The sequence below is a fragment of the Pinisolibacter aquiterrae genome (genome assembly GCF_019160155.1).
Classification (GTDB): Bacteria; Pseudomonadota; Alphaproteobacteria; order Rhizobiales; family Ancalomicrobiaceae; genus Pinisolibacter; species Pinisolibacter aquiterrae.
The window spans coordinates 166,107-185,918 of the sequence record NZ_JAFNIH010000061.1 but is presented as its reverse complement, the minus strand read 5'-3'; the positions used below and the strand labels follow the sequence as shown (position 1 = coordinate 185,918).

The 19,812-nt window shown below is 69.9% G+C and carries 20 protein-coding genes and 1 riboswitch; of the genes, 11 read left to right on the top strand and 9 right to left on the bottom strand.

Annotation, left to right across the window (positions count from 1 at the left end):
• Positions 1-77: 77 nt before the first annotated feature.
• From J3S89_RS22320 to J3S89_RS22305, 4 genes are all read left to right on the top strand, one after another.
• Positions 78-1,064, top strand: coding sequence for a TRAP transporter substrate-binding protein (locus J3S89_RS22320; protein ID WP_217931682.1), 987 nt, complete (start codon positions 78-80; stop codon positions 1,062-1,064).
• A 112-nt stretch (positions 1,065-1,176) separates the two neighbouring features.
• Positions 1,177-1,788 (top strand): TRAP transporter small permease, encoded by a 612-nt coding sequence (locus J3S89_RS22315; RefSeq protein ID WP_217931680.1) that lies wholly within the window; start codon positions 1,177-1,179, stop codon positions 1,786-1,788.
• Entirely contained in the window at positions 1,785-3,110 is a 1,326-nt protein-coding gene (locus tag J3S89_RS22310; protein WP_217931678.1) for a TRAP transporter large permease, read from the top strand. Before J3S89_RS22315 ends, J3S89_RS22310 begins: the two co-directional genes overlap by 4 nt.
• Positions 3,111-3,253: 143 nt before the next feature.
• The gene (locus J3S89_RS22305) at positions 3,254-3,751 is read left to right on the top strand and encodes a GNAT family acetyltransferase (RefSeq protein ID WP_217931676.1); all 498 of its coding nucleotides are present in this window, start codon (positions 3,254-3,256) and stop codon (positions 3,749-3,751) included.
• Positions 3,752-3,999: 248 nt separating this feature from the next.
• On the opposite strand, the gene J3S89_RS22300 is transcribed toward J3S89_RS22305, so the two are convergent.
• Together J3S89_RS22300 and J3S89_RS22295 are read right to left on the bottom strand one after the other, a co-directional pair.
• Positions 4,000-4,698, bottom strand: coding sequence for a DUF2076 domain-containing protein (locus J3S89_RS22300; RefSeq protein WP_217931674.1), 699 nt, complete (start codon positions 4,696-4,698; stop codon positions 4,000-4,002).
• Between the two features lie 137 nt (positions 4,699-4,835).
• Positions 4,836-5,945, bottom strand: a complete 1,110-nt coding sequence (locus J3S89_RS22295) for a 2'-deoxycytidine 5'-triphosphate deaminase (protein ID WP_217931672.1) — start codon at positions 5,943-5,945, stop codon at positions 4,836-4,838.
• A gap of 159 nt (positions 5,946-6,104) precedes the next feature.
• A riboswitch (SAM riboswitch) is annotated at positions 6,105-6,185 on the top strand.
• A gap of 81 nt (positions 6,186-6,266) precedes the next feature.
• Here J3S89_RS22295 and J3S89_RS22290 point away from each other — a divergent pair.
• Positions 6,267-7,466 (top strand): O-succinylhomoserine sulfhydrylase, encoded by a 1,200-nt coding sequence (locus tag J3S89_RS22290; RefSeq protein WP_217931669.1) that lies wholly within the window; start codon positions 6,267-6,269, stop codon positions 7,464-7,466.
• A 182-nt stretch (positions 7,467-7,648) separates the two neighbouring features.
• Positions 7,649-8,041: a Co2+/Mg2+ efflux protein ApaG gene (apaG, locus tag J3S89_RS22285; RefSeq protein WP_217931667.1), complete on the top strand. Its 393-nt coding sequence runs from the start codon at positions 7,649-7,651 to the stop codon at positions 8,039-8,041.
• Positions 8,042-8,173: 132 nt separating this feature from the next.
• Here the strand turns inward: apaG and J3S89_RS22280 are convergent, their stop codons facing one another.
• A complete protein-coding gene (locus J3S89_RS22280; RefSeq protein WP_217931663.1) occupies positions 8,174-8,587 on the bottom strand; it encodes a tellurite resistance TerB family protein in 414 nt (137 codons plus the stop codon).
• Between the two features lie 167 nt (positions 8,588-8,754).
• On the opposite strand from J3S89_RS22280, the gene J3S89_RS22275 reads away from it, so the two are divergent.
• Entirely contained in the window at positions 8,755-10,407 is a 1,653-nt protein-coding gene (locus J3S89_RS22275; RefSeq protein WP_217931662.1) for a lysine--tRNA ligase, read from the top strand.
• A gap of 27 nt (positions 10,408-10,434) precedes the next feature.
• Here the strand turns inward: J3S89_RS22275 and J3S89_RS22270 are convergent, their stop codons facing one another.
• Both J3S89_RS22270 and J3S89_RS22265 read right to left on the bottom strand, forming a co-directional pair.
• Complete coding sequence (locus J3S89_RS22270) at positions 10,435-11,145, bottom strand: hypothetical protein (RefSeq protein WP_217931661.1); 711 nt, start codon at positions 11,143-11,145, stop codon at positions 10,435-10,437.
• Positions 11,142-11,759, bottom strand: a complete 618-nt coding sequence (locus tag J3S89_RS22265) for a S24 family peptidase (protein ID WP_217931656.1) — start codon at positions 11,757-11,759, stop codon at positions 11,142-11,144. Before J3S89_RS22265 ends, J3S89_RS22270 begins: the two co-directional genes overlap by 4 nt.
• 397 nt (positions 11,760-12,156) lie before the next feature.
• Here J3S89_RS22265 and J3S89_RS22260 point away from each other — a divergent pair, with 397 nt between their 5' ends.
• From J3S89_RS22260 to J3S89_RS22245, 4 genes are all read left to right on the top strand, one after another.
• Positions 12,157-12,501 carry a DUF952 domain-containing protein gene (locus J3S89_RS22260; protein ID WP_217931654.1) on the top strand — a complete coding sequence of 115 codons (345 nt, stop codon included), beginning with the start codon at positions 12,157-12,159 and terminating at the stop codon, positions 12,499-12,501.
• Complete coding sequence (locus tag J3S89_RS22255; RefSeq protein WP_217931653.1) at positions 12,498-13,598, top strand: quinone-dependent dihydroorotate dehydrogenase; 1,101 nt, start codon at positions 12,498-12,500, stop codon at positions 13,596-13,598. Before J3S89_RS22260 ends, J3S89_RS22255 begins: the two co-directional genes overlap by 4 nt.
• 107 nt (positions 13,599-13,705) lie before the next feature.
• The gene (locus tag J3S89_RS22250) at positions 13,706-14,638 is read left to right on the top strand and encodes a sulfite exporter TauE/SafE family protein (protein ID WP_217931651.1); all 933 of its coding nucleotides are present in this window, start codon (positions 13,706-13,708) and stop codon (positions 14,636-14,638) included.
• Positions 14,638-15,432: a TIGR02186 family protein gene (locus J3S89_RS22245; protein ID WP_217931649.1), complete on the top strand. Its 795-nt coding sequence runs from the start codon at positions 14,638-14,640 to the stop codon at positions 15,430-15,432. The genes J3S89_RS22250 and J3S89_RS22245 overlap by 1 nt, the downstream gene beginning before the upstream one ends.
• Here the strand turns inward: J3S89_RS22245 and pdeM are convergent.
• The 4 genes from pdeM to J3S89_RS22225 form a co-directional block, all read right to left on the bottom strand.
• A complete protein-coding gene (gene pdeM, locus J3S89_RS22240; protein ID WP_230489008.1) occupies positions 15,392-16,147 on the bottom strand; it encodes a ligase-associated DNA damage response endonuclease PdeM in 756 nt (251 codons plus the stop codon). The two genes, J3S89_RS22245 and pdeM, sit on opposite strands and share 41 nt — an antisense overlap.
• Positions 16,144-18,681 (bottom strand): ligase-associated DNA damage response DEXH box helicase, encoded by a 2,538-nt coding sequence (locus J3S89_RS22235; protein WP_217931647.1) that lies wholly within the window; start codon positions 18,679-18,681, stop codon positions 16,144-16,146. Before J3S89_RS22235 ends, pdeM begins: the two co-directional genes overlap by 4 nt.
• 123 nt (positions 18,682-18,804) lie before the next feature.
• A complete protein-coding gene (locus J3S89_RS22230; protein ID WP_217931645.1) occupies positions 18,805-19,194 on the bottom strand; it encodes a hypothetical protein in 390 nt (129 codons plus the stop codon).
• 105 nt (positions 19,195-19,299) lie between these two features.
• On the bottom strand, positions 19,300-19,686 hold the full coding sequence (locus J3S89_RS22225; protein ID WP_217931643.1) for a hypothetical protein: 387 nt from the start codon (positions 19,684-19,686) through the stop codon (positions 19,300-19,302).
• Positions 19,687-19,812 lie beyond the last annotated feature (126 nt).

Genomic DNA, 19,812 nt, shown 5'->3' with positions numbered 1-19,812 from the left:
AATTGGTTCGCTGGCGTTACCCTCTGCCGAAGCTTCGCGCAGTCGGAGCGCAAATCGATCCAAGGGAGGTTTTCTACATGAAGCTGTTCGCCGTCGCGCTGGCTCTCGGCGCCCTGATGCTCACTCCGGCGCGGGCCGAAGAGATCGTCATCAAGTTCAGCCACGTCGTCGCCCCCAACACCCCCAAGGGCAAGGGCGCGGAACGCTTCAAGGAACTGGCCGAGAAATATACGGCCGGCAAGGTCAAGGTCGAGGTCTACCCGAACTCGCAGCTCTACAAGGACAAGGAAGAGCTCGAGGCGCTCCAACTCGGCGCCGTGCAGATGCTCGCCCCCTCGCTCGCCAAGTTCGGCCCGCTCGGCATCAAGGACTTCGAGGCCTTCGACCTGCCCTACATGTTCGCCGACCGCACGGCGCTCCGGAAGGTCACCGAGGGTCCGATCGGCAAGCAGATGCTCGGCCTTCTCGAATCGAAGGGCATCACCGGCCTCGCCTTCTGGGACAACGGCTTCAAGATCATGAGCGCCAACAAGCCGTTGCGCACGCCCGACGACTTCCTCGGCCTGAAGATGCGGATCCAGTCCTCCAAGGTTCTGGAAGCTCAGATGAAGGCGCTCGGCGCCCTGCCGCAGGTCATGGCCTTCTCGGAAGTCTATCAGGCGCTGCAGACCGGCGTCGTCGACGGCACCGAGAACCCGCCCTCGAACATGTACACCCAGAAGATGAACGAGGTGCAGAAATACGCGACGCTGTCGCGTCACGGCTACCTCGGCTACGCGGTGATCGTGAACAAGAAGTTCTGGGACGGCCTGCCCGCCGAGGTGAAGCCCGAGCTCCAGAAGGCGATGGTCGAGGCGACCGTCTACGCCAACGACATCGCCGAGAAGGAGAACGACGACGCGATCGAGGCGATGAAGGCGGCCGGCAAGACCGAGTTCATCACCCTCACCGCCGATCAGGCGAAGGCCTGGCGCGCCGCGCTGAAGCCGGTCTGGTCGGAGATGGCGAGCCGCATCGGCAAGGAGCGCATCGCCGAGATGGCCAAGGCCGCCGGCAGCGAATGATCGAGGTCCGCCGGCCGTCCGATTTCGGGCGGCCGGCGATCGGCCCTTCCATGCCCGATCGTCGTGCCCCCGGGCCGACGGTCGCCCGGCTCTCCTCGCCGCGAGGCCCGCCATGCTCCGTCTGCTCGATCGGCTGGAGGAGGCGATCATCGCCTTCCTCATCGCCGCCGCCACCAGCATCATCTTCGTCGCCGTGGTGCATCGCTACGGCCTGTCGGGCGCCGCCAAGCTGCTCGGCGTCGCCAACTCCATGGATTGGCCGGCCATGGCCGGCGTGATCCGCTCGATCTACAAGTGGATGGCCGGCTTCAATCTGACCTGGGCCCAGGAACTGACCATCTACATGTTCGTGTGGATGGCGAAGTTCGGCGCCGCCTATGGCGTGCGCACCGGCATCCACGTCGGCGTCGACGTGCTGATCAACGGCCTCGAGGCCAAGACCCGCACCGTCTTCATCCTGTTCGGCCTCTTCTGCGGCGCGCTCTTCACCGGCATCGTCGGGGCTCTCGGCGCGCGCTTCGTCGTGGAGATGTATTCCACCGGCCAGACCTCGGCCGATCTCGAGGTGCCGATGTGGATCGTCTATCTCTGCGTGCCGCTCGGCTCGTGGCTGATGAGCTTCCGCTTCCTCCAGGTCGCCGTCTCCTTCTGGCGGACGGGCGCCTTGCCGAAGCACGACCACGGCCATGTCGCCGGCCTCGAGGACGAAGGAGCCGCGGCATGAGCGCCCTCATCATCTTCGCCCTGCTGATCGCGCTGTTCCTGACCGGCATGCCGATCTCGATCGCGCTCGGCCTGACGGTGCTGACCTTCCTCTTCACCATGACCGACGTGCCGATCGAGAGCGTCGCGCTGAAGCTCTTCACCGGCATCGAGAAGTTCGAGATCATGGCGATCCCGTTCTTCATCCTGGCCGGCAACTTCCTCACCCACGGCGGCGTCGCCCGACGAATGATCCGCTTCGCCTCCTCCATGGTCGGCCACTGGCACGGCGGCCTGGGGTTGGCGGGCGTCATGGCCTGCGCGCTCTTCGCCGCCGTCTCCGGCTCCTCGCCGGCGACCGTGGTGGCGATCGGCTCGATCCTGCTGCCGGCGATGGTCAAGCAGGGCTTCCCCAAGCGCTTCGGCGCCGGTGTAATCACCACCTCCGGCGCGCTCGGCATCCTGATCCCGCCCTCGATCGTCATGGTCATGTACGCGGTGGCGACCTCCGGCCAGCTCGCCACCGGGCCGAACGGCGAGACCGTGACCTCCGCCTCGGTCGGCCAGCTCTTCATCGCCGGCGTCATCCCCGGCCTGGTGTTGGCGAGCCTCCTCGGCATCACCACCTGGTATCGCGCCTGGAAGAACGACTATCCGCGTCTGCCGCGCGCCACCTGGCGTGAACGCGGCACGGCGCTCGCCGAGAGCTTCTGGGGTCTGTTCCTGATCGTCATCGTCATCGGCGGCATCTACACCGGCGCCTTCACGCCGACCGAGGCCGCCGCCGTGAGCGCGGTCTATGCCTTCGTCGTCGCCGTCTTCGTCTACAAGGACATGCGGCTGCGCGACGTGCCCAAGGTGCTGCTCGACTCGGCCTCGATGTCGGCGATGCTGCTCTACATCATCACCAACGCGGTGCTGTTCTCCTTCCTGATGACCAGCGAGAACATCCCCCAGGCGATGGCGAGCTGGATGGTCGGTCAGGGGCTCGGCTGGATCGGCTTCCTGCTCCTGGTCAACATCCTGCTGCTGCTCGCCGGCAACGTGATGGAACCGTCCTCGATCGTGCTCATCATGGCGCCGATCCTCTTCCCCGTGGCGGTGAAGCTCGGCATCGATCCGGTCCATTTCGGCATCCTGATCGTCGTCAACATGGAGGTCGGCATGTGCCATCCGCCGGTCGGCCTCAATCTCTACGTGGCGAGCGGCATCACCAAGATGGGCATCACCGAGCTGACGGTGGCGGTGTGGCCGTGGCTCCTCACCATGCTCGCCTTCCTCGGCGTGGTGACCTATTGGCCGCCGCTGTCGCTCGCCCTGCCGCGCTGGCTCGGCATGATGTGACGGCCACGCGAGGGCGACGAACGATGCGGGCGGGGAGCGATCCCCGCCCGCTCGTCTTTCGCGGAGCGTCGTGCGACGTCGGCGTCTTGAAATCGTCATGCGATCGGGCGTAGATCGCCCGCTTTCCCGCCGGAGGGCCACCCATGACCGCCGATACCTCCCTCGATCCCGTCATCGAACCGATCGCCGACGCCGACGTTTCGGCGGTGGTCGATCTGTGGGGCCGCTGCGGCCTGATCCGTCCGTGGAACGACCCGATCGAGGACATTCGTCTGGCGCGGGAGAGCGGCCATGGCGCGGTGCTGGTGGCGCGGCTCGGCGCGGCGATCGTCGGCGCGGTGATGATCGGCCACGACGGCCATCGCGGCGCGGTCTATTACCTCGCCGTCGCTCCCGACGCCCGCCGCTGCGGCCTCGGTCGCCGTCTGGTCGCGAGCGCCGAGGACTGGTGCCGGACGCGCGGGCTCCCGAAGATCAATCTCCTGGTGCGCAAGGAGAATGCCGGCGTGCTCGCCTTCTACGAGGCGCTCGGTTTCGCCGACACCCGCTCGGTCTCGCTCTACAAGGCGCTCGATCCGGTCAAGGCGCGGGAGGAGGCGGAGCAGAAGGCCGCCTGGGCGGCGAGCATCGCCGCCCGCTGAACAGAGACGCACAGTGAGCATCGCCGCCCGCTGAACAGAGACGCGCGGCGAGCCTCGCCGCCCGTTGAACCGGAGACGCGCGGCGTCCTTCGTCGCTCGTCCGTACGCACGGCCTCGCGGAGGTGCTTCACCCTGAGGTGCGAGCGCGAGCGAGCCTCGAAGGGCGAAGCGCCGGGAGGCCCGCCCGTCGCGGCACGGCCTCGCCTACGCCCGTCGTGGAGAGACGCCGGTCCTCGGCCATCGTTCGATCACGCCCAGCTGTCGTCGTCGCCGCCGAACCCGCCGCCGTCGAAGGAGGCGTCGTCGTAGCCGCCCGCGTCCCAGGCGGCGTCGCGCGGTCGGGCCTCACCGGCGCCGCCGGCCGGGTCGTTCTGGAAGATGTTGACGGTCTCGTTGACCACCGTGGAGGGCTGATCGAAGAGGCCGGCGCTCTGGCCGAGCCCGCCGGCATGCGAGCCGCCGCCGAAGAGACCCTTCAGAGCCTCGAAGGCGAAGAGACCACCGGCGACGCCGGCGCCGGTCCGGAGCGCGCTGCCCCAGAAGCCGCTTCCGCCGCTCTGCGCCGGCGGGCGAGTATCCCAAGGCCCGCCCTGCGCGGGCGGACCGCCCCAGGGGCCGCCGCGATCGGCGCTCGGCGCGACCGGGGCCTGCGCTGCCGGACGCCCCCACGGACCGTCGAAGAGACCGCCGCCGGAGGCCGGCGCGGGTGCGGCTCCCTGCGCCTTCAGCGCTTCGAGGTCCCGGCGCAGAGTTTCGGCTTCGGAGGCCGCCGCTTCACGCGCCCGTTCGGTCAGAACCAGCGCGCGCACCAGGGCGAGTCCGGCCTGCGGATCGGCCTTGGTCAGCGCCTCGACCAGTCCCTCGGCCTCGAGGTCGCGCGGACCCGCCTCCATCGTCTTCAGACGATCGAACACGGAACGGATGATCTGGGCGTCCTGCGGTGTCATGGGCTCGTCCTCGACAGCATTGCTCCCGGCGGGCGGGGTCGCCCCTGAGATGGGGACGCCCGGCATCGATGCAAGACGATCCGCGACGAGAATGGCGCGAGCATGGCCGGGGGCGCGGGCACCTTCGGCCCGCGGCCTCAGACCCGGAAATGCTTGGAGAGCTTCAGGCCCTGCGCCTGATAGTTCGATCCGGTCTCGCCGTAGAGCCGCTCGGGCCGGACCCGCATCCGCTCGTAGACGAGGCGGCCGATCGACTGGCCGTGATCGAGGATGAAGGGCACCTCGTGGCTGCGCACCTCGAGCACCGCCCGCGCCCCCGCTCCGCCGGCCTCGGCATGGCCGAAACCGGGGTCGAAGAAGCCGGCGTAGTGAACCCGGAATTCGCCGACCAGCGGATCGAACGGCACCATTTCGGCGGCGTAGTCGGGCGGCACGTGCACCGCCTCGCGGCTGACCAGGATGTAGAATTCGTCCGGATCGAGGATCAGCGAGGTGCGGCCGCGATTGTCGATCGGCTCCCAGAAGTCGAGCGCGTCGAGCCCGGCCTTCCGGTCGACGTCGACGACGCCGGTGTGGCGCTTGGCCCGCCAGCCCACCCGATTGCCGTGGCCGGACGGCGCCGTCGCCGTGCCCTGGAGATCGATCGAGAGCGTGAGGCCGCCCTGGAAGACCGCGTCGCCGCCGGAGACGATCGTCTCGCGGGCGTGGAGCTCGGCGAGGTCGGCGTCGCCGAGCCGTGTGTCGCCGCGCCGGAACCGGATCTGCGAGAGCCGCGACCCGGCCCGGACCAGGACCGGGAAGGTGCGCGGGCTGATCTCGATGTAGAGCGGGCCGTGATAGCCGGCCGGGATCGTGTCGAAGGCGCGGGTGCGGTCGCAGATGACGCGGGTGAAGACGTCGAGCCGGCCGGTCGAGGACTTCGGATTGGCCGAGGCCGCGACGTCGGGGGGGAGCGCCAGGCTCTCCATCAGCGGCACGACGTAGACGCAGCCGGTCTCGAGCACCGCCCCTTGGGAGAGATCGACCACATGCAGCGTCAGCGCCCGGATCTTCGCCTCGACCGAGAGATCGGGCCCCGGCAGGAACGAGGCGCGGACCCGATAGGCGAGGGTGCCGAGCCTCAGATCGAGGCTCGCCGGCTGGATCTGATCGGCGTCGAAGGGGCGTGTCGTCACGATACCGCCGCCGGCCGCCATCGCCGTGATGTCCTGAACCGCCAGGATGCCCGCGCCGTCGAGCCCACTCATGTCACCGCTCATTCGCCCGATGTTTCGAATTTCGTTTCGTTTCCTAGCCGATCGGTGCCCGTCGCGCCACCGTCTCGCGTTGGGGGCGCCGTGTTCGAACCGGCTCGCCGGTTCATCAGAAGACGCTGATTTGACGGGGCCGCGCGTTGGGAATAGGAACGAGGCTTCCGTGGTCATTTGAGCCGGCCGGCTTGCCGCCACGTTAAAGAAAGCTGCTAAAAGGGCCGGGATCTGGGACAGTGAACCCGGTCCGGCGCCCGTCGGCCGGGTTTTTCGTTTCTCGGGCGCCGCGCCCGAGGGACCGATCGGAGCTGCAAGACCATGACCGAAACTCCCCGCCGCCGCCGTCCCTCGACCGAACTCGTCCACGGCGGCACGCTCCGCTCGCAGTGGGCCGAAACCTCCGAGGCTCTGTTCCTGACGCAAGGCTTCGTCTACGCCACCGCGGAAGAAGCCGAAGCCCGCTTCCTCGGGACCTCGCCGGGCTATCAGTATTCGCGCTTCGGCAATCCGACCGTGACCATGTTCGAGGACCGCATGGCCGCCTTCGAGGGCGCGGAGGCCGCCCGCGCCACCGCGACCGGCATGGCGGCGGTGACCTCCGCGATCCTCTGTCAGGTCTCCGCCGGCGATCACGTCGTCGCCGCCAAGGCGCTGTTCGGCTCGTGTCGCTACGTGGTCGAGGATCTCTGTCCGCGCTTCGGCATCGCCTCGACGCTGGTCGACGGTTCCGACCTCGACCAGTGGAAGGCGGCGATCCGCCCGAACACCAAGGTGCTCTTCCTCGAGAGCCCGACCAACCCGACCCTCGAGGTCTACGACATCGCCGCCATCGCCGAGATCGCCCATGCCGCCGGCGCCCGTCTGGTGGTCGACAACGTCTTCGCCACCGCGCTGTGGCAGTCGCCGCTGGCGATCGGCGCCGACGTGGTGGTCTATTCCGCGACCAAGCACATCGACGGCCAGGGCCGCTGCCTCGGCGGCATCGTGCTGTCCTCGCAGAAGTTCGTCGAAGACCACCTCCAGGTCTTCATCCGCCAGACCGGCCCGTCGATCTCGCCCTTCAACGCCTGGGTCATGCTGAAAGGCCTCGAGACCCTGGCGCTCCGGGTCGAGAAGCAGACCGCCAACGCCGCCCGCCTCGCCGACACGCTCGCCGGGCTCGACGGCATCGGCCGCGTCATCTATCCCGGCCGCGCCGATCACCCGAACGCGGCGATCATCGCCAAGCAGATGCGGGGCGGCTCCAACCTGATCGCCTTCGACGTCGAGGGAGGCAAGGCCGGCGCCTTCGCCTTCTCCGACGCGCTCGAGGTGGTGAAGATCTCCAACAATCTCGGCGATGCCAAGAGCCTGATCACCCATCCGGCGACCACGACGCACCAGCGCCTGAAGGCCGAGGTGCGGGCCGAGCTCGGCATCTCCGACGGGCTCCTGCGGCTTTCGGTCGGCCTCGAGGACATCGAGGATCTGATCGAGGACGTGACCGAGGCGGCGAAGGCGGCGCGCGCGGCGGTCTGACGCCGCGCCGTCCACGGACCGGCCTTCGGGGGGCTCGCGGGTCGCGACCCCCTCGGCCACGGGCGCGTGGGGGACGCGGTGTCGCGCCTCGCGCATCCGTGCCTTTGCACGTCGCGCGCATTTCGGCATGATGCCGGCGAACCGCCGGTCGGATGACGAGCGACGAGCGAAAGGTGAGGGCGATGTACGAGGCCGAGACGCGAGGCGTGCGTGTGACGGTGACGCCTGAATATCAGGCCGACAAGTCGGATCCCGCCGACAATCGCTGGTTCTGGGCCTATACGGTCGAGATCACCAATCTCGGCACGGAGGTGGTGCGCCTGCGCGCGCGCCATTGGCGCATCGTCGATGCGCGCGGCCAGATCCAGGAGGTCTCGGGACCGGGCGTCGTCGGCGAGCAGCCGATCCTCCAGCCCGGCGAGAGCTTCGAGTACACCTCCGGCTGCCCGCTCGCGACCTCGTCCGGCTTCATGGTCGGCCACTACCGCATGGAGACCGGGACCGGCGACTGGTTCGACGCGGAGATCCCGGCCTTCTCGCTCGACCTGCCCCAGGCCGCGCGGGTGCTGAACTGAGTCGGGCCGTCGCCGCCGGTTTTCTCTGAGCCTCGAGGTCGTCATCCCCGGCCGGAGCGAAGCGGAGCGGAAGGGGATGACGGCAGCAGAGCTCGGGAAGGCCGTTCCTCGGGAACCGACGGACCGTCCCCCTCACATCTTCCGGTAGCGAACCCGCGCCGAGCGTTCGATCGCGGCGGTGACGAGCGGATCGAGATCGAAGGCGTCGCGGATCATCTCGAGGAAGCGCAGTTCCTCCTGGCCGGCCGTCATGTCGACCGCCGCCACCTCGACGGTGAGCGCGTAGGCCGTCTCCCAGAGCTTGGTCGGCAGCGCCTCCTTGGCGCGCCGCAGGATGACGTCGAGCCCGTCGCTGCTCTCGAGCATTTCCGCCGTCTCGGTGGCGATCGCGCCGAGGCGGGTGCGATCGAAACCCGCGAACACCGGCAGCGTCTCGACGATCAGACCGATCTCGCCGATCTCCTTCTCCGTCATGGTGCGGTCCGCCATCGACACGGTGACCATGAGATGGATGAGCGCCTCGTGGGCGGAAAAGGTCTTCGACATGTCGGCTCCCCGAGTTGGCTTGGATCGCGGCGGACCCTAAGCGGGTGGCTCGTCCCTGGCAAGGCGGGCCGGATCGGCCATGTTGACGCCCTCTCCCCCCGGGCCTAGTGTCCACGCCCGCTCTGCGGAGCGTCTTACTCTCTCTCCATTTCCAGAGGACTTCACTCATGACCGCTCGGATCCCGCGCGCGCTCGATCTTTCGCCCGAACTTCTCGCGGCGGCCGCCAAGACCAAGGCCTGGCCGTTCGAGGAGGCGAAGAAGATCGTCGCTCGTCTGGAGAAACATCCGAAGAAAGAGGTCCTCTTCGAGACCGGCTACGGCCCGTCGGGCCTGCCCCACATCGGCACCTTCGGCGAAGTGGCGCGCACCACCATGGTGCGCCACGCCTTCCACGTGCTGACGAAGAACGAGGTCCCCTCGAAGCTCCTGTGCTTCTCCGACGACATGGACGGCATGCGCAAGGTGCCCGACAACGTCCCCAATCAGGAGCTCCTGAAGGCCAATCTCGGCAAGCCGCTGACCGTGGTGCCCGATCCCTTCGAGCAGTTCGAGAGCTTCGGCCATCACAACAACGCCATGCTCCGCCGCTTCCTCGACGCCTTCGGCTTCGACTACGAATTCGCCTCCGCCTCCGACTATTACGCCCGCGGCGTGCTCGACGAGACGCTCCTGATCATGCTCGCCCGCTACGATCAGGTGATGGAGATCATGCTTCCGACGCTGCGCGAGGAGCGGCGCAAGACCTATGCGCCCTTTCTGCCGGTCCATCCGGAGACCGGCGTCGTCATGCAGGTGCCGATCGACGCGCGCGACGCCTCGAAGGGCACGATCGTGTGGACCGATCCCGACACCGGCAGGAAATACGAGACCTCGATCCTGTCGGGCGGCTGCAAGGCGCAGTGGAAGCCCGACTGGGCGCTGCGCTGGGCCGCGCTCGGCGTCGATTACGAGATGTCGGGCAAGGACCACATCGACAACGTCAAGACGTCGGGCAAGATCTGTCGCGTCCTCGGCGGCCGTCCGCCCGAAGGGTTCAACTACGAACTCTTCCTCGATGATCAGGGTCAGAAGATCTCCAAGTCGAAGGGCAACGGCCTGACCATCGACGAGTGGCTGACCTATGCCTCGCCGGAGAGCCTGTCGCTGTTCATGTTCCGCGAACCGAAGGCGGCCAAGAAGCTCTATTTCGACGTGATCCCGCGCAACGTCGACGAATATTACCAGTTCCTCGACGCCTATGATCGCCAGACGATCGATCAGAAGCTCTCGAACCCGGTCTGGCACATCCACGGCGGCGAGCCGCCGAGGAAGCACATGCCGGCGACCTTCTCGATGCTGATGAACCTCGTCTCGGCGTCGAACGCGGAGGATCGCGAGGTGCTGTGGGGCTTCCTCAAGCGCGTCGCTCCCGACGTGACGCCGGAGAACGCGCCGGAACTCGACCGTCTGGTCGGCTACGCGATCCGCTACTTCCACGACTTCGTGAAGCCCACCAAAGTGTTCCGCGCGCCGGAACCGGCCGAGCGCGCCGCCCTCGAGGCGCTCGACGCGACGCTCGCCGCGCTGCCGGCCGGGGTCGATGCCGACGTCATTCAGACGGCGGTCTTCGACGTCGGCCGCACCCACTTCCCCGACCCGGCCAAGAAGGGCCCGGACGGCGGGCCCGGCGTGTCGCTGAACTTCTTCGCCGGCCTCTACCAGATCCTGCTCGGTCAGGAGAAGGGGCCGCGCTTCGGCTCCTTCGTGGCGCTCTACGGCGTCGCCGAGACCCGGGCGTTGATCGAGAAGGCCCTCGCGGGAACCCTCGCCACGGCGTGAGCCGACCGCCTCTCGCGCCCGACCCTCTCACCGGCCGGGCGCGGGAGTGACGGCCGTCGGCGGGCTCGCCGGCGTCTCGTCGAGCCGCGTCGCGGCGCCGTCGGCGAGCGGCGCGGTGGTGAGATCGGGCGGCAACGTGTCGCTCGGGGTCGGCAGATCCGGCAGGGCCGCGACCACCGGCGCCGCCCCCCACAATCCGCGCCCGGCCGCCTTTGCGTCCGCCTCCGCCGCGACCAGCGGACCGCCGGCCGTCGCCCGCGCCCACCCGGCCGCGACGAACTGCCGGCCGAGATCCTCGCCCGCGAGCGTGCAGGCCGCATCGTAGGTGCCGCGCCGGGCGTCGCTCGGCAGCAGGCAGACGACCGGCCGCAACCGCACCAGACGCCGCGCCGCCGCGAGCGCGCGCCGGCCGCAGGCCCAGTCCTCGCCGTTCGCGTCGCGGCACACCTCGTCGCGCGCGACCGCCTCGACGCCGGCGAGACGGATCCGCAGTCGCCCGGCCCGGATCTCGGCCGCGCTCTCGACCACGACCGGCCCGAGCCGGCGTTCGACGATCGGCGCCGGCGGCTCTGCCGGCGGCCTCGGCGGAGCGATCCGTTCGGGCGCGCCCTCGAGCGACGGCGGCGGGCTGATCCCCGGCCCTGTGATGATCCGCACCTCGGCCCCGCCGGGGGCGGCCGCCACGAGCACCGCCACGGCGGCCAGCGCCGGCACCAGGGGGCGGGCGAGCGATCTCATTGGCGGACCCAGACGATGCGCGCGAGACAGGAGACCCGGCCGTCGGCGATCACGTCGCGCGCGCCGCCGGCGAGCGGCGCGAAGACCCGTCCCCCGTCGTCGCGGCCGAGATAGACCCGTGCCTCGAGCGCGCCGTCGTCGATCCGAAGCACCACCCGATCTCCCGGCGCGACCGCCGCATCGGGCGCGACCACCAGCAGGTCGCCCTTGCGATAGATCGGCAGCATGCCGTGATCGGCGACCTCGAAGGAGAGATGGCCGCCGCCGCCGTCGGTGGGCGGCGGCGCGCCGTGGGCGTCGTCGCGAAAGCCGGGAAATCCCGGGTCGCCGTCGCCGGTCGTCGCCATCGCCGCGCCACGGCGGCGCAGCATCCGCGCGTCGATCAGCCCGACCAGCTCGGTCAGATCCGACCCGGTCGCGGTGAGGATCTTGGCGATCGACTCGGTGGAGGGCCAGCGCGGCCGGCCGTCGGCGGTGAAGCGCTTCGATTTGTTGAAGGCGGTGGCGTCGAGCCCGGCCCTGCGCGCGAGACCGGAGGGGCTGAGGCCATGGCGGGCCGCGATCGCGTCGATCGCAGCCCACAATCGATCATGGTTCGTCTTGGACCGTTCCATCGGCCTCTCAGCCTCGTTCGCGGGGTCTGTCTCGCGGATCGTCGTCTGCTCGGATGTTCGTCTTCACTCCCGTCTCGCGACGCCGGTCGCCCGACCCGATCCCGGGCGGCGCCCCGTAGAGTAGCTCCCGTCGCGGAAGGACGTCACGCACGAGCCTCACCTCCCCGTGGCGCCGCGCGGGCGCCGAGGTCCAGAGGGCGCCGTGGTTGTGGGGGGCGAACCCGTCCGCGCCCATCATTGACCGATTCGCATGTTCGTCCGATAGAGGCAAATCAATCAGCGGTTGAGGTCGTGACGCGCGTCCGTGGAGAGCCGACTTGCGATGCCATCCGGTGCCGTCTAGGGTCCGCTCGAATGCCGCCGGCCCCGCGTGTCGGCGGCCGAACGAAGGTTCGCGATGACCCTGCTCTACAAGATCACCGACCGCGCCCAATGGGCGGCGGCGCGGGCTGCGGGCGTGTTCGCCGGCGCGCCGGTCGACCTCGCCGACGGCTTCATCCATTTCTCGACCGCGACCCAGGTGGCGGAGACCGCGGCGAAGCATTTCGCCGGGCGGAGCGATCTCCTCCTGGTGGCGCTCTCCGCCGAGAGCCTCGGCGACCGGCTGCGCTGGGAGCCGTCGCGCGGCGGCGCGCTCTTTCCCCATCTCTACGGCACCTTCGCGCCCGACGCGGTCTCCTGGGTGAAGGATCTGCCGCTCGGCCCCGACGGGGCTCATGTCTTTCCGGAGCTGGACACGTGATCGATCTCTACGGCCTCGCCCGTCCCCTGGTCTTCCGCTTCGATCCCGAGGTCGCCCACGGCCTGACCATCAAGGCCCTGGCGACCGGGCTGGCGCCGCGCTGCGCCCCGCCGCACGACCCGCGCCTCGTGGTGCGCCTGTTCGATCTCGAATTTCCGAACCCCGTCGGCATCGCCGCCGGCCTCGACAAGAACGCCGAGGTGCCCGACGCGCTGCTCGCCCTCGGCTTCGGCGCGGTCGAGGTCGGCACGGTGACCCCGCTCGCCCAGCCCGGCAATCCGAAGCCGCGCATGTTCCGCCTGCCGGCCGATCGCGGCGTGATCAATCGCCTCGGCTTCAACAACCAGGGCCACGCGGCGATGCGCGCCCGGCTCGAGGCCCGCCGTGCCCGTGGCGGTCTCGTCGGCGTCAACATCGGTGCCAACAAGGACAGCGCCGACCGGATCGCCGACTACGTCGCCGGCATCCGCGCCTTCGCCGATCTCGCCTCCTGGTTCACCGTCAACGTCTCCTCGCCCAACACGCCCGGCTTGCGCGACCTTCAGGCGCGCGACCAATTGACCGATCTGCTCGGTCGGGTTCTGGCGGCCCGCGACGCCATCGCCGCGACCGGCGCGCGCCGGGTGCCGGTGCTCCTGAAGATCGCCCCGGACATGGGCGACGCCGGCCTCGCCGACGTCGCCGAGGTGGCGCTGGCGAGCGGCGTCGACGGTCTCGTCGTCTCCAACACCACACTCGACCGCAAGGGCCTCGTCGACACCGCCGGCGCGAAGGAGGCTGGCGGCCTCTCCGGCCGCCCGCTGTTCCATCGCTCGACCGTGGTGCTCGCCCGCATGCGCCGTCTGGTCGGCCCGGATCTGCCGATCGTCGGCGTCGGCGGCATCGATTGCGGCGAGGCGGCCTGGGAGAAGATCGCCGCCGGCGCCAACCTCGTTCAGGTCTATTCCGGCCTCGTCTACGAGGGGCCGGTGCTGGTGGAGAAGATCCTGCGCCATCTCTCCGCGCGGCTCACCCGCGACGGCCTCTCCTCGCTCGCCGCACTGGTGGGATCGCGGACCGATCTGTGGGCGGCGCGGGATCCCGACACGCCGCTGTGATGGCGAAATACCAGCGAGCCCCGCAATAAGGGCTCGAATGTGCGGATCGCATCGATTAGAAAATTCTCATGAGTCTCCCGCCGCCTCCAACCCGCCCGGTGTGATCGATGCAACTCTACCTGCCCATCGCCGAATGGCCCGTGAACATGTTCATGATCTTCGGCGTGGGTGGGGCGGTCGGCTTCATCTCGGGGATGTTCGGGGTCGGCGGCGGCTTTCTCCTGACGCCGCTCCTGGTGTTCTCCGGCATTTCGCCGGCGGTGGCGGTCGCCAGCGTCTCCGCCCAGGTGGTCGCCTCCTCGGCCTCCGGCGCGCTCAGCTACTGGCGGCGCAAACTGATCGACTGGAAGCTCGCCGCCTATCTCCTGGTCGGCGGCATGCTCGGCTCGGGGATCGGCGTCGAGGTCTTCGCGCTCCTGCGCAAGGTCGGCCAACTCGATCTGGTGATCGGCCTCTGCTACGTCGTCTTTCTCGGCTTCGTCGGCGGCTTCATGACCTGGGAGAGCATCGGCACCATCCTGGCGAACCGCTCCCAGAACGTGCCGCCGCCGAAGAAGCTGCGCCAGCACGGCGTTCTGCACGGCCTGCCGTTCCAGGTGCGCTTTCCCCGCTCTCATCTGGTGATCTCGGCGATCCCGGTGCTGGCGCTCGGTCTCGGCATCGGCTTCCTCGGCACCCTGCTCGGCATCGGCGGCGGCTTCCTGATCGTCCCGGCGATGATCTATCTGCTCAAGGTGCCCGCCGCGATCGTCGTCGGCACCTCGCTGGTGCAGATGGTGGCGACCATGTCCTTCGCCACCTTCCTCCAGGCGGCCTCCAACCACACCGTGGACATCGTCCTCGCCTTCCTCCTGATGGTCGGCGGCGTCATCGGTGCCCAGTTCGGCGCCCAGATCGGCCAGCGTCTCAAGGGCGAACAGCTCCGGGCGCTGCTCGGCCTCCTGATCCTGGCGGTCGGCATCCGTTTCGCGGTCGAACTGGTGGTGACGCCGGCCGATCGCTTTTCCCTCTCCGTGCCGGTCGGGGGAGGGGCGAAGTGATGCGCGCGCTCCGCCTCCTCGGCTCGCTCCCGGCCCGCGCCGGCCTCGTCCTCCCGCTCCTCCTCGGCGCCGGTTCGGCGGGGGCGGAGACGCTGGTCTTCGAGCCCTCGACCAAGAGGGTCGAGATCACCTCCAACTTCTCCGGCACGACGCTGACCGTCTACGGCACCGTCGAGCGCGACGCGACCACGGTCGGGCGCGGCGGCGGCTACGACGTCGCGGTGATGTTGGTCGGCCCGAGCCGTTCGGTCGTCACACGGCGCAAGGATCGTCTGGTCGGCATCTGGGTGAACCGCGACTCGCGCACTTATGTGGCGCCGAGCTTCTATGCCGTCGCCACCACCAAGCCGATCGCCGAGATGGCCCCGGTGTCGACGCTCAAGGCCGCGCAGGTCGGCCTCGACGCGCTGATCCTGCCGGAGACGGTGCCCGGCGGCGTCGAGGTGCTGGCCGGCACGGTCGCCTTCCGCGACGCCTATCTGCGCCTTCAGCGGCGCGACGGCCTCTACAGGGAATATCCCGGCGGCGTCCGCAGACTGGGTCAGAACCTGTGGGCGGCGACCCTGCCGATCCCGGCGGAGGTGCCGGTCGGCCGTTACAAGGTGCGCACCGTCCTCTTCGGCGACGGCAGCGCGCTCGCCGAGCAGGTCTCCGAGATCGAGGTGGTCAAGACCGGCTTCGAGCAGCAGGTCGCCGATCTCGCCGCCCATTGGTCGGCGACCTACGGCCTGCTCTCGGTCTTCATCGCGCTCTTCACCGGCTGGCTCGGCGGCGTCCTGTTCCGTCGCGACTGATCCCGAACCCGACGATCGCCCGCGCCGGCATGGCATGGACGCGCGCGTCGCCGAGGAGATGAGCGACCAACCGCTCGGCCGCGAACAGCCCGGCGAAGGCCGGCGCGGCGAGGTCGAGCCCGCCGGCGAGACTGCCGTAGGCCGGCAGGATCGCCCGCCGCCCGTCGGTCGCGAAACAATGCCGCCGCACACTGCCGCTCGCCACCCTGACCCGCGCCGCCGGATGGAGATGGCCGGCGAGTTCGCCGATCGCCGCGAGCGTGTCGCCCGGCGCCGGCTCGTGGCGGAACACCAGAGCCCCGATCGCCGCCTCGCTCGCCCGCTCGCCGCCGATCTCGGCGACCGTCGCCGCGTCGTGGTTGCCGTCGATCCAGAGCCATTCGCGCCCGCTCTGGAGGGCGGCGAGCCGCGCCCGCGCGCCCGGCTCCAGCCGCTCCGGACCGAAGGGATCGTGGAAGGCGTCGCCGAGCGAGATCACTCGGGCCGGCGCCAGCGCCGCGACGTCGGCCTCGAGCCGGGAGAGCGTCGCGCTGGTGTCGAAGGGCGGCAGCAGCGATCCGCGCCGGGCGAAGGACGACCCCTTCTCGAAATGCATGTCGGCGACGATCAGCGTCCGCGTCGCCGGCCACCAGGCTGCGCCCGAGGGCAGGCCGACCAGGACCTCGCCGTTCACCTCGAAGCGGCTGCCGCCGAGGGGGATCGTCTCGCTCGTCACGCCGTCGCCTCCGCCATCAGCGCTTCCGCCGCTTCCGCCAACATCTCTTCCCCCGCCGTCCCCGGCACCGGCTCGCGTCCGATCTCGGTCAGGATCGGCACCGCCAAGGGCGAGATCCGATCGAGCGCGACGTGGCGGATCCGCCCCTTCACCCGCGCCAGCATGTCGGCGAGACGACGCACGTCGAGGAGACCATGGGCCGCGTCGGCGCGAGTCGCCTGCAACAGGATGTGGTCGGGCTCGTGCGAGCGCAACACGTCGAAGACGAGATCGGTCGAGGCGGTCATCTGCCGTCCGCTCTTCTCCTGGCCGGGATGGCGCCGCTCGATCAGCCCGGCGATGATCGCGCAGTTGCGGAAGGTGCGTTTCAGGAGCGCGCTCTCGTCGAGCCAGGCCTCGAGATCGTCGCCGAGCATGTCCTCGTCGAAGAGCGCGTCGAGCGCCGGCCGCCGCCGGGCGAGCGCCGCGCCGAGGTCGGTCGCCGCCCACACGCCGAGGCAATAGTCGTTGGCGACGAAACCGAGCGGCCGGAGCCCCGCCCGTTCCATCCGCCGGGTCAGGAGCATGCCGAGGGTCTGGTGCGCCAGCCGCCCCTCGAAGGCATAGACCACCATGTAGTGACGGTCGCCGCGCGGAAAGGTCTCGACCATCAGCTCGGTCCGCCCCGGCAGGCGGGAATGGGCGCGCTGCAGCTCCAGCCATTCGCGCACCTGCGCCGGCAGGACCCGCCAGTGATCGGGATCGGCGAGGAGGCCGCGCACCCGCTCGGCGAGATGGGTGGAGAGGGGAAACTTGCCGCCCCAATAGGAGGGGATGCGCGGATCGCGCCCCGGCGCCCGCGCCACCAGCGCCTCCGTCTCGCGTAAGGCCACGAAGCGCAACACCTCGCCGCCGAACAGGAACGTGTCGCCCGAGGTCAGCGTCTCGAAGAAATAGGCCTCCATCTCGCCGAGCAGCTTGCCGCCCCAGCGCGGGATCCGCCCCTTGGCGTCGGAGATCAGCCGCACCTTGACCATCGGCATCTCGACGATCGTGCCGACGTTGAGCCGCCACTGCTGGGCGATCTGCGGATTGGAGACCCGCCAGAGCCCGTCCTTGGTGAGCCGGATCTTGGCCCAGCGCTCGTAGACGCGCAGCGCATAGCCCCCGGTCGCGACGAAGTCGACGACGCGGTCGAAGGTCTCGCGGGCGAGCGCGCGATAGGGCAGCGCCGAGGTGACCTCGGCGAAGAGCTCGTCGGCGGCGAAGGGCGCGGCGACGGCGCAGCCGAGCACGTGCTGGGCGAGCACGTCGAGCGCGCCGGCACGGATCGGCGGCGTGTCCTGGGTGCCCTCGGCATTGGCCTCGCGCGCGGCGAGACATTCGAGCACCTCGAAACGGTTGGCCGGCACCAGCAGCGCCCGGCTCGGCTCGTCGAGGCGGTGGTTGGAGCGGCCGATCCGTTGGGCGAGCCGGCTCGCCCCCTTGGGCGCGCCGACGTGGATGACGAGATCGACGTCGCCCCAGTCGATGCCGAGATCGAGCGTCGACGTCGCCACGACCGCGTCGAGCCCGGCCGGCCCGCCGCCCGCCGCCATCGCCGCCTCGACCTTGCGCCGCTGCGCCACGTCGAGCGAGCCGTGATGGAGCGCGATGCGGAGCCCCTGGTCGTTGGCGGCCCACAGGTCCTGGAACACGAGTTCGGCCTGGGCGCGGGTGTTGACGAAGACGATCGAGGTCCGCGCCCGGGCGATCGCCTCGAGCACGGCCGGAATGGCATGGCGGGCGAGATGGCCCGACCACGGGATCCGCGCCTCCGGTTCCAGGATCTCGACGATCGCCGGCACGCCCGCCGGCGCCGTCACCAGATCGGCCTCGGCCCGCGCCGCGCCGGGCGTCTGCGTCACCAGCCAGGCGGCGAGTTCGTGCGGATCGGCGACCGTGGCCGAGAGGCCGACGGCGCGCAGCGACGGCGACAGGCGTCTGAGCCGGGCGAGATCGAGCGCCAGGAGGTCGCCGCGCTTGGAGGTGACGAGGGCATGCAGCTCGTCGAAGATCACCGTGTCGAGCGAACCGAACAGATCCGGCGCCTCGCGCGAGCCGAGCAGCAGCGCCACCTGTTCCGGCGTCGTCATCAGGATGTCGGGCGGGGCGATCTTCTGGCGCTGACGCTTGTGGGCGGGCGTGTCGCCGGTGCGCGTCTCGAGCGAGATCTCGAGCCCCATCTCGGCGATCGGGCGCTCGACGTTGCGGGCGACGTCGACGGCGAGTGCCTTCAAGGGCGAGACGTAGAGCGTGTGGATGCCGCGCCGCGCGACGCCGCGCCCGCTCGCCACCATCAGGGGGCGCGCGGCGAGATCGACCAGGGAGGGCAGAAAGCCGGCGAGCGTCTTGCCGGCGCCCGTGGGCGCGACCAGCAGAACCGATCGTCCCTCACGCCCGGCCGCGAGAAGCGCCGCCTGATGGGGACGCGGCGACCAGCCCCGCGCCGCGAACCAGGTCGCGAAACGGTCGGGCAGGATCGGCGGGGGCGAGGCGTTCGGCGATGTGGTCACCCGTCGAGAGGTAATCGCGCCGTCGCGCGCCGTCGAGGGGGAACGAAAAGACGAGGCCGATCCGGGGGAAGATCGGCCTCGCGCGAGATGCCGAGGAGGGCGGCGGGGGAGCCGCCGTCTCACTCAGGGGTCGCAGTCCTTGAACTCGTAGGGCTTGCCGTACATGTCGTATTTGATGAAGGTCCGGCAGCGCACGCCCCGGCGCGGACGCGGATAGTCTTCCTCGTAGACTCGGCGCGGCGCCGGCCGATAGGCGTAGTCGTCCTCGTAGACGTAGTCCGGCCGCGACGACTGGGCGAGCGCGCCGCCGAGGATCATGCCGCCGACCAGCCCGAGAGCGGCCGCGGCGGCGGCATCGCCGCCACGATCGCGGTGATAATAGCCGCCACGATCATGGTGATAGTAATAGGGGCCCGGGCGATGCCGATACTGGGCGTCGGCGGGGGCGACCGAGGTGAGGAGGCCGCCGGTCAGGGTGGCGGCGATCATCAGGCCGGTGACGAACTGCTTCATGGCGCAACTCCGCGTGCGCCGTCGAGGTCGAACCCCGAAACGGCACGTTGGATCATGGCGAGGGACGGCGAGGAGCGGGAGGGGCGACGGATCACCCCCCGGGCATCAACGGCCGATGTCGGAGGTCTGCGGCACGGGCTGGAAGATCTGCCCCTGCGGCGGCGGGCGGTGGCTCGGCACGACCTGCGGCGGGCGCTGGCCGCCCTGCCACGCCGGCGGACGCTGGCCGCCCTGCCACACCGGCGGACGCTGGCCGCCCTGCCACACCGGCGGCGGGGGCGGGACCGGCCGGACGACGTAGCGCGGCGGCGGCGCGCGGCGCACCGGCTCCCGATAGCCATAGTCGTAGTCGTAGCCCCGGCCATAGCCGGTGCGATACTCGACCGTGGAATAGGAGCGGCCGTAGTAGCCGTCGTCCTCCACGGTCTGACAACCGGCGAGGCCGACGCCCGAGAGGCCACAGAGAACCAGCGCGATCGGAAGCGTCTTCATGGTTTCATTCCCGTCGAACCGGGCCGCCGGAGGCCGGGACGACCGGGCGGCTCGTTCATGGTCGTCACTATGCCGCATGACGGATGCACGGCACGTGAGTGAACCGTTCAGCCGCCGTTCAGGTTG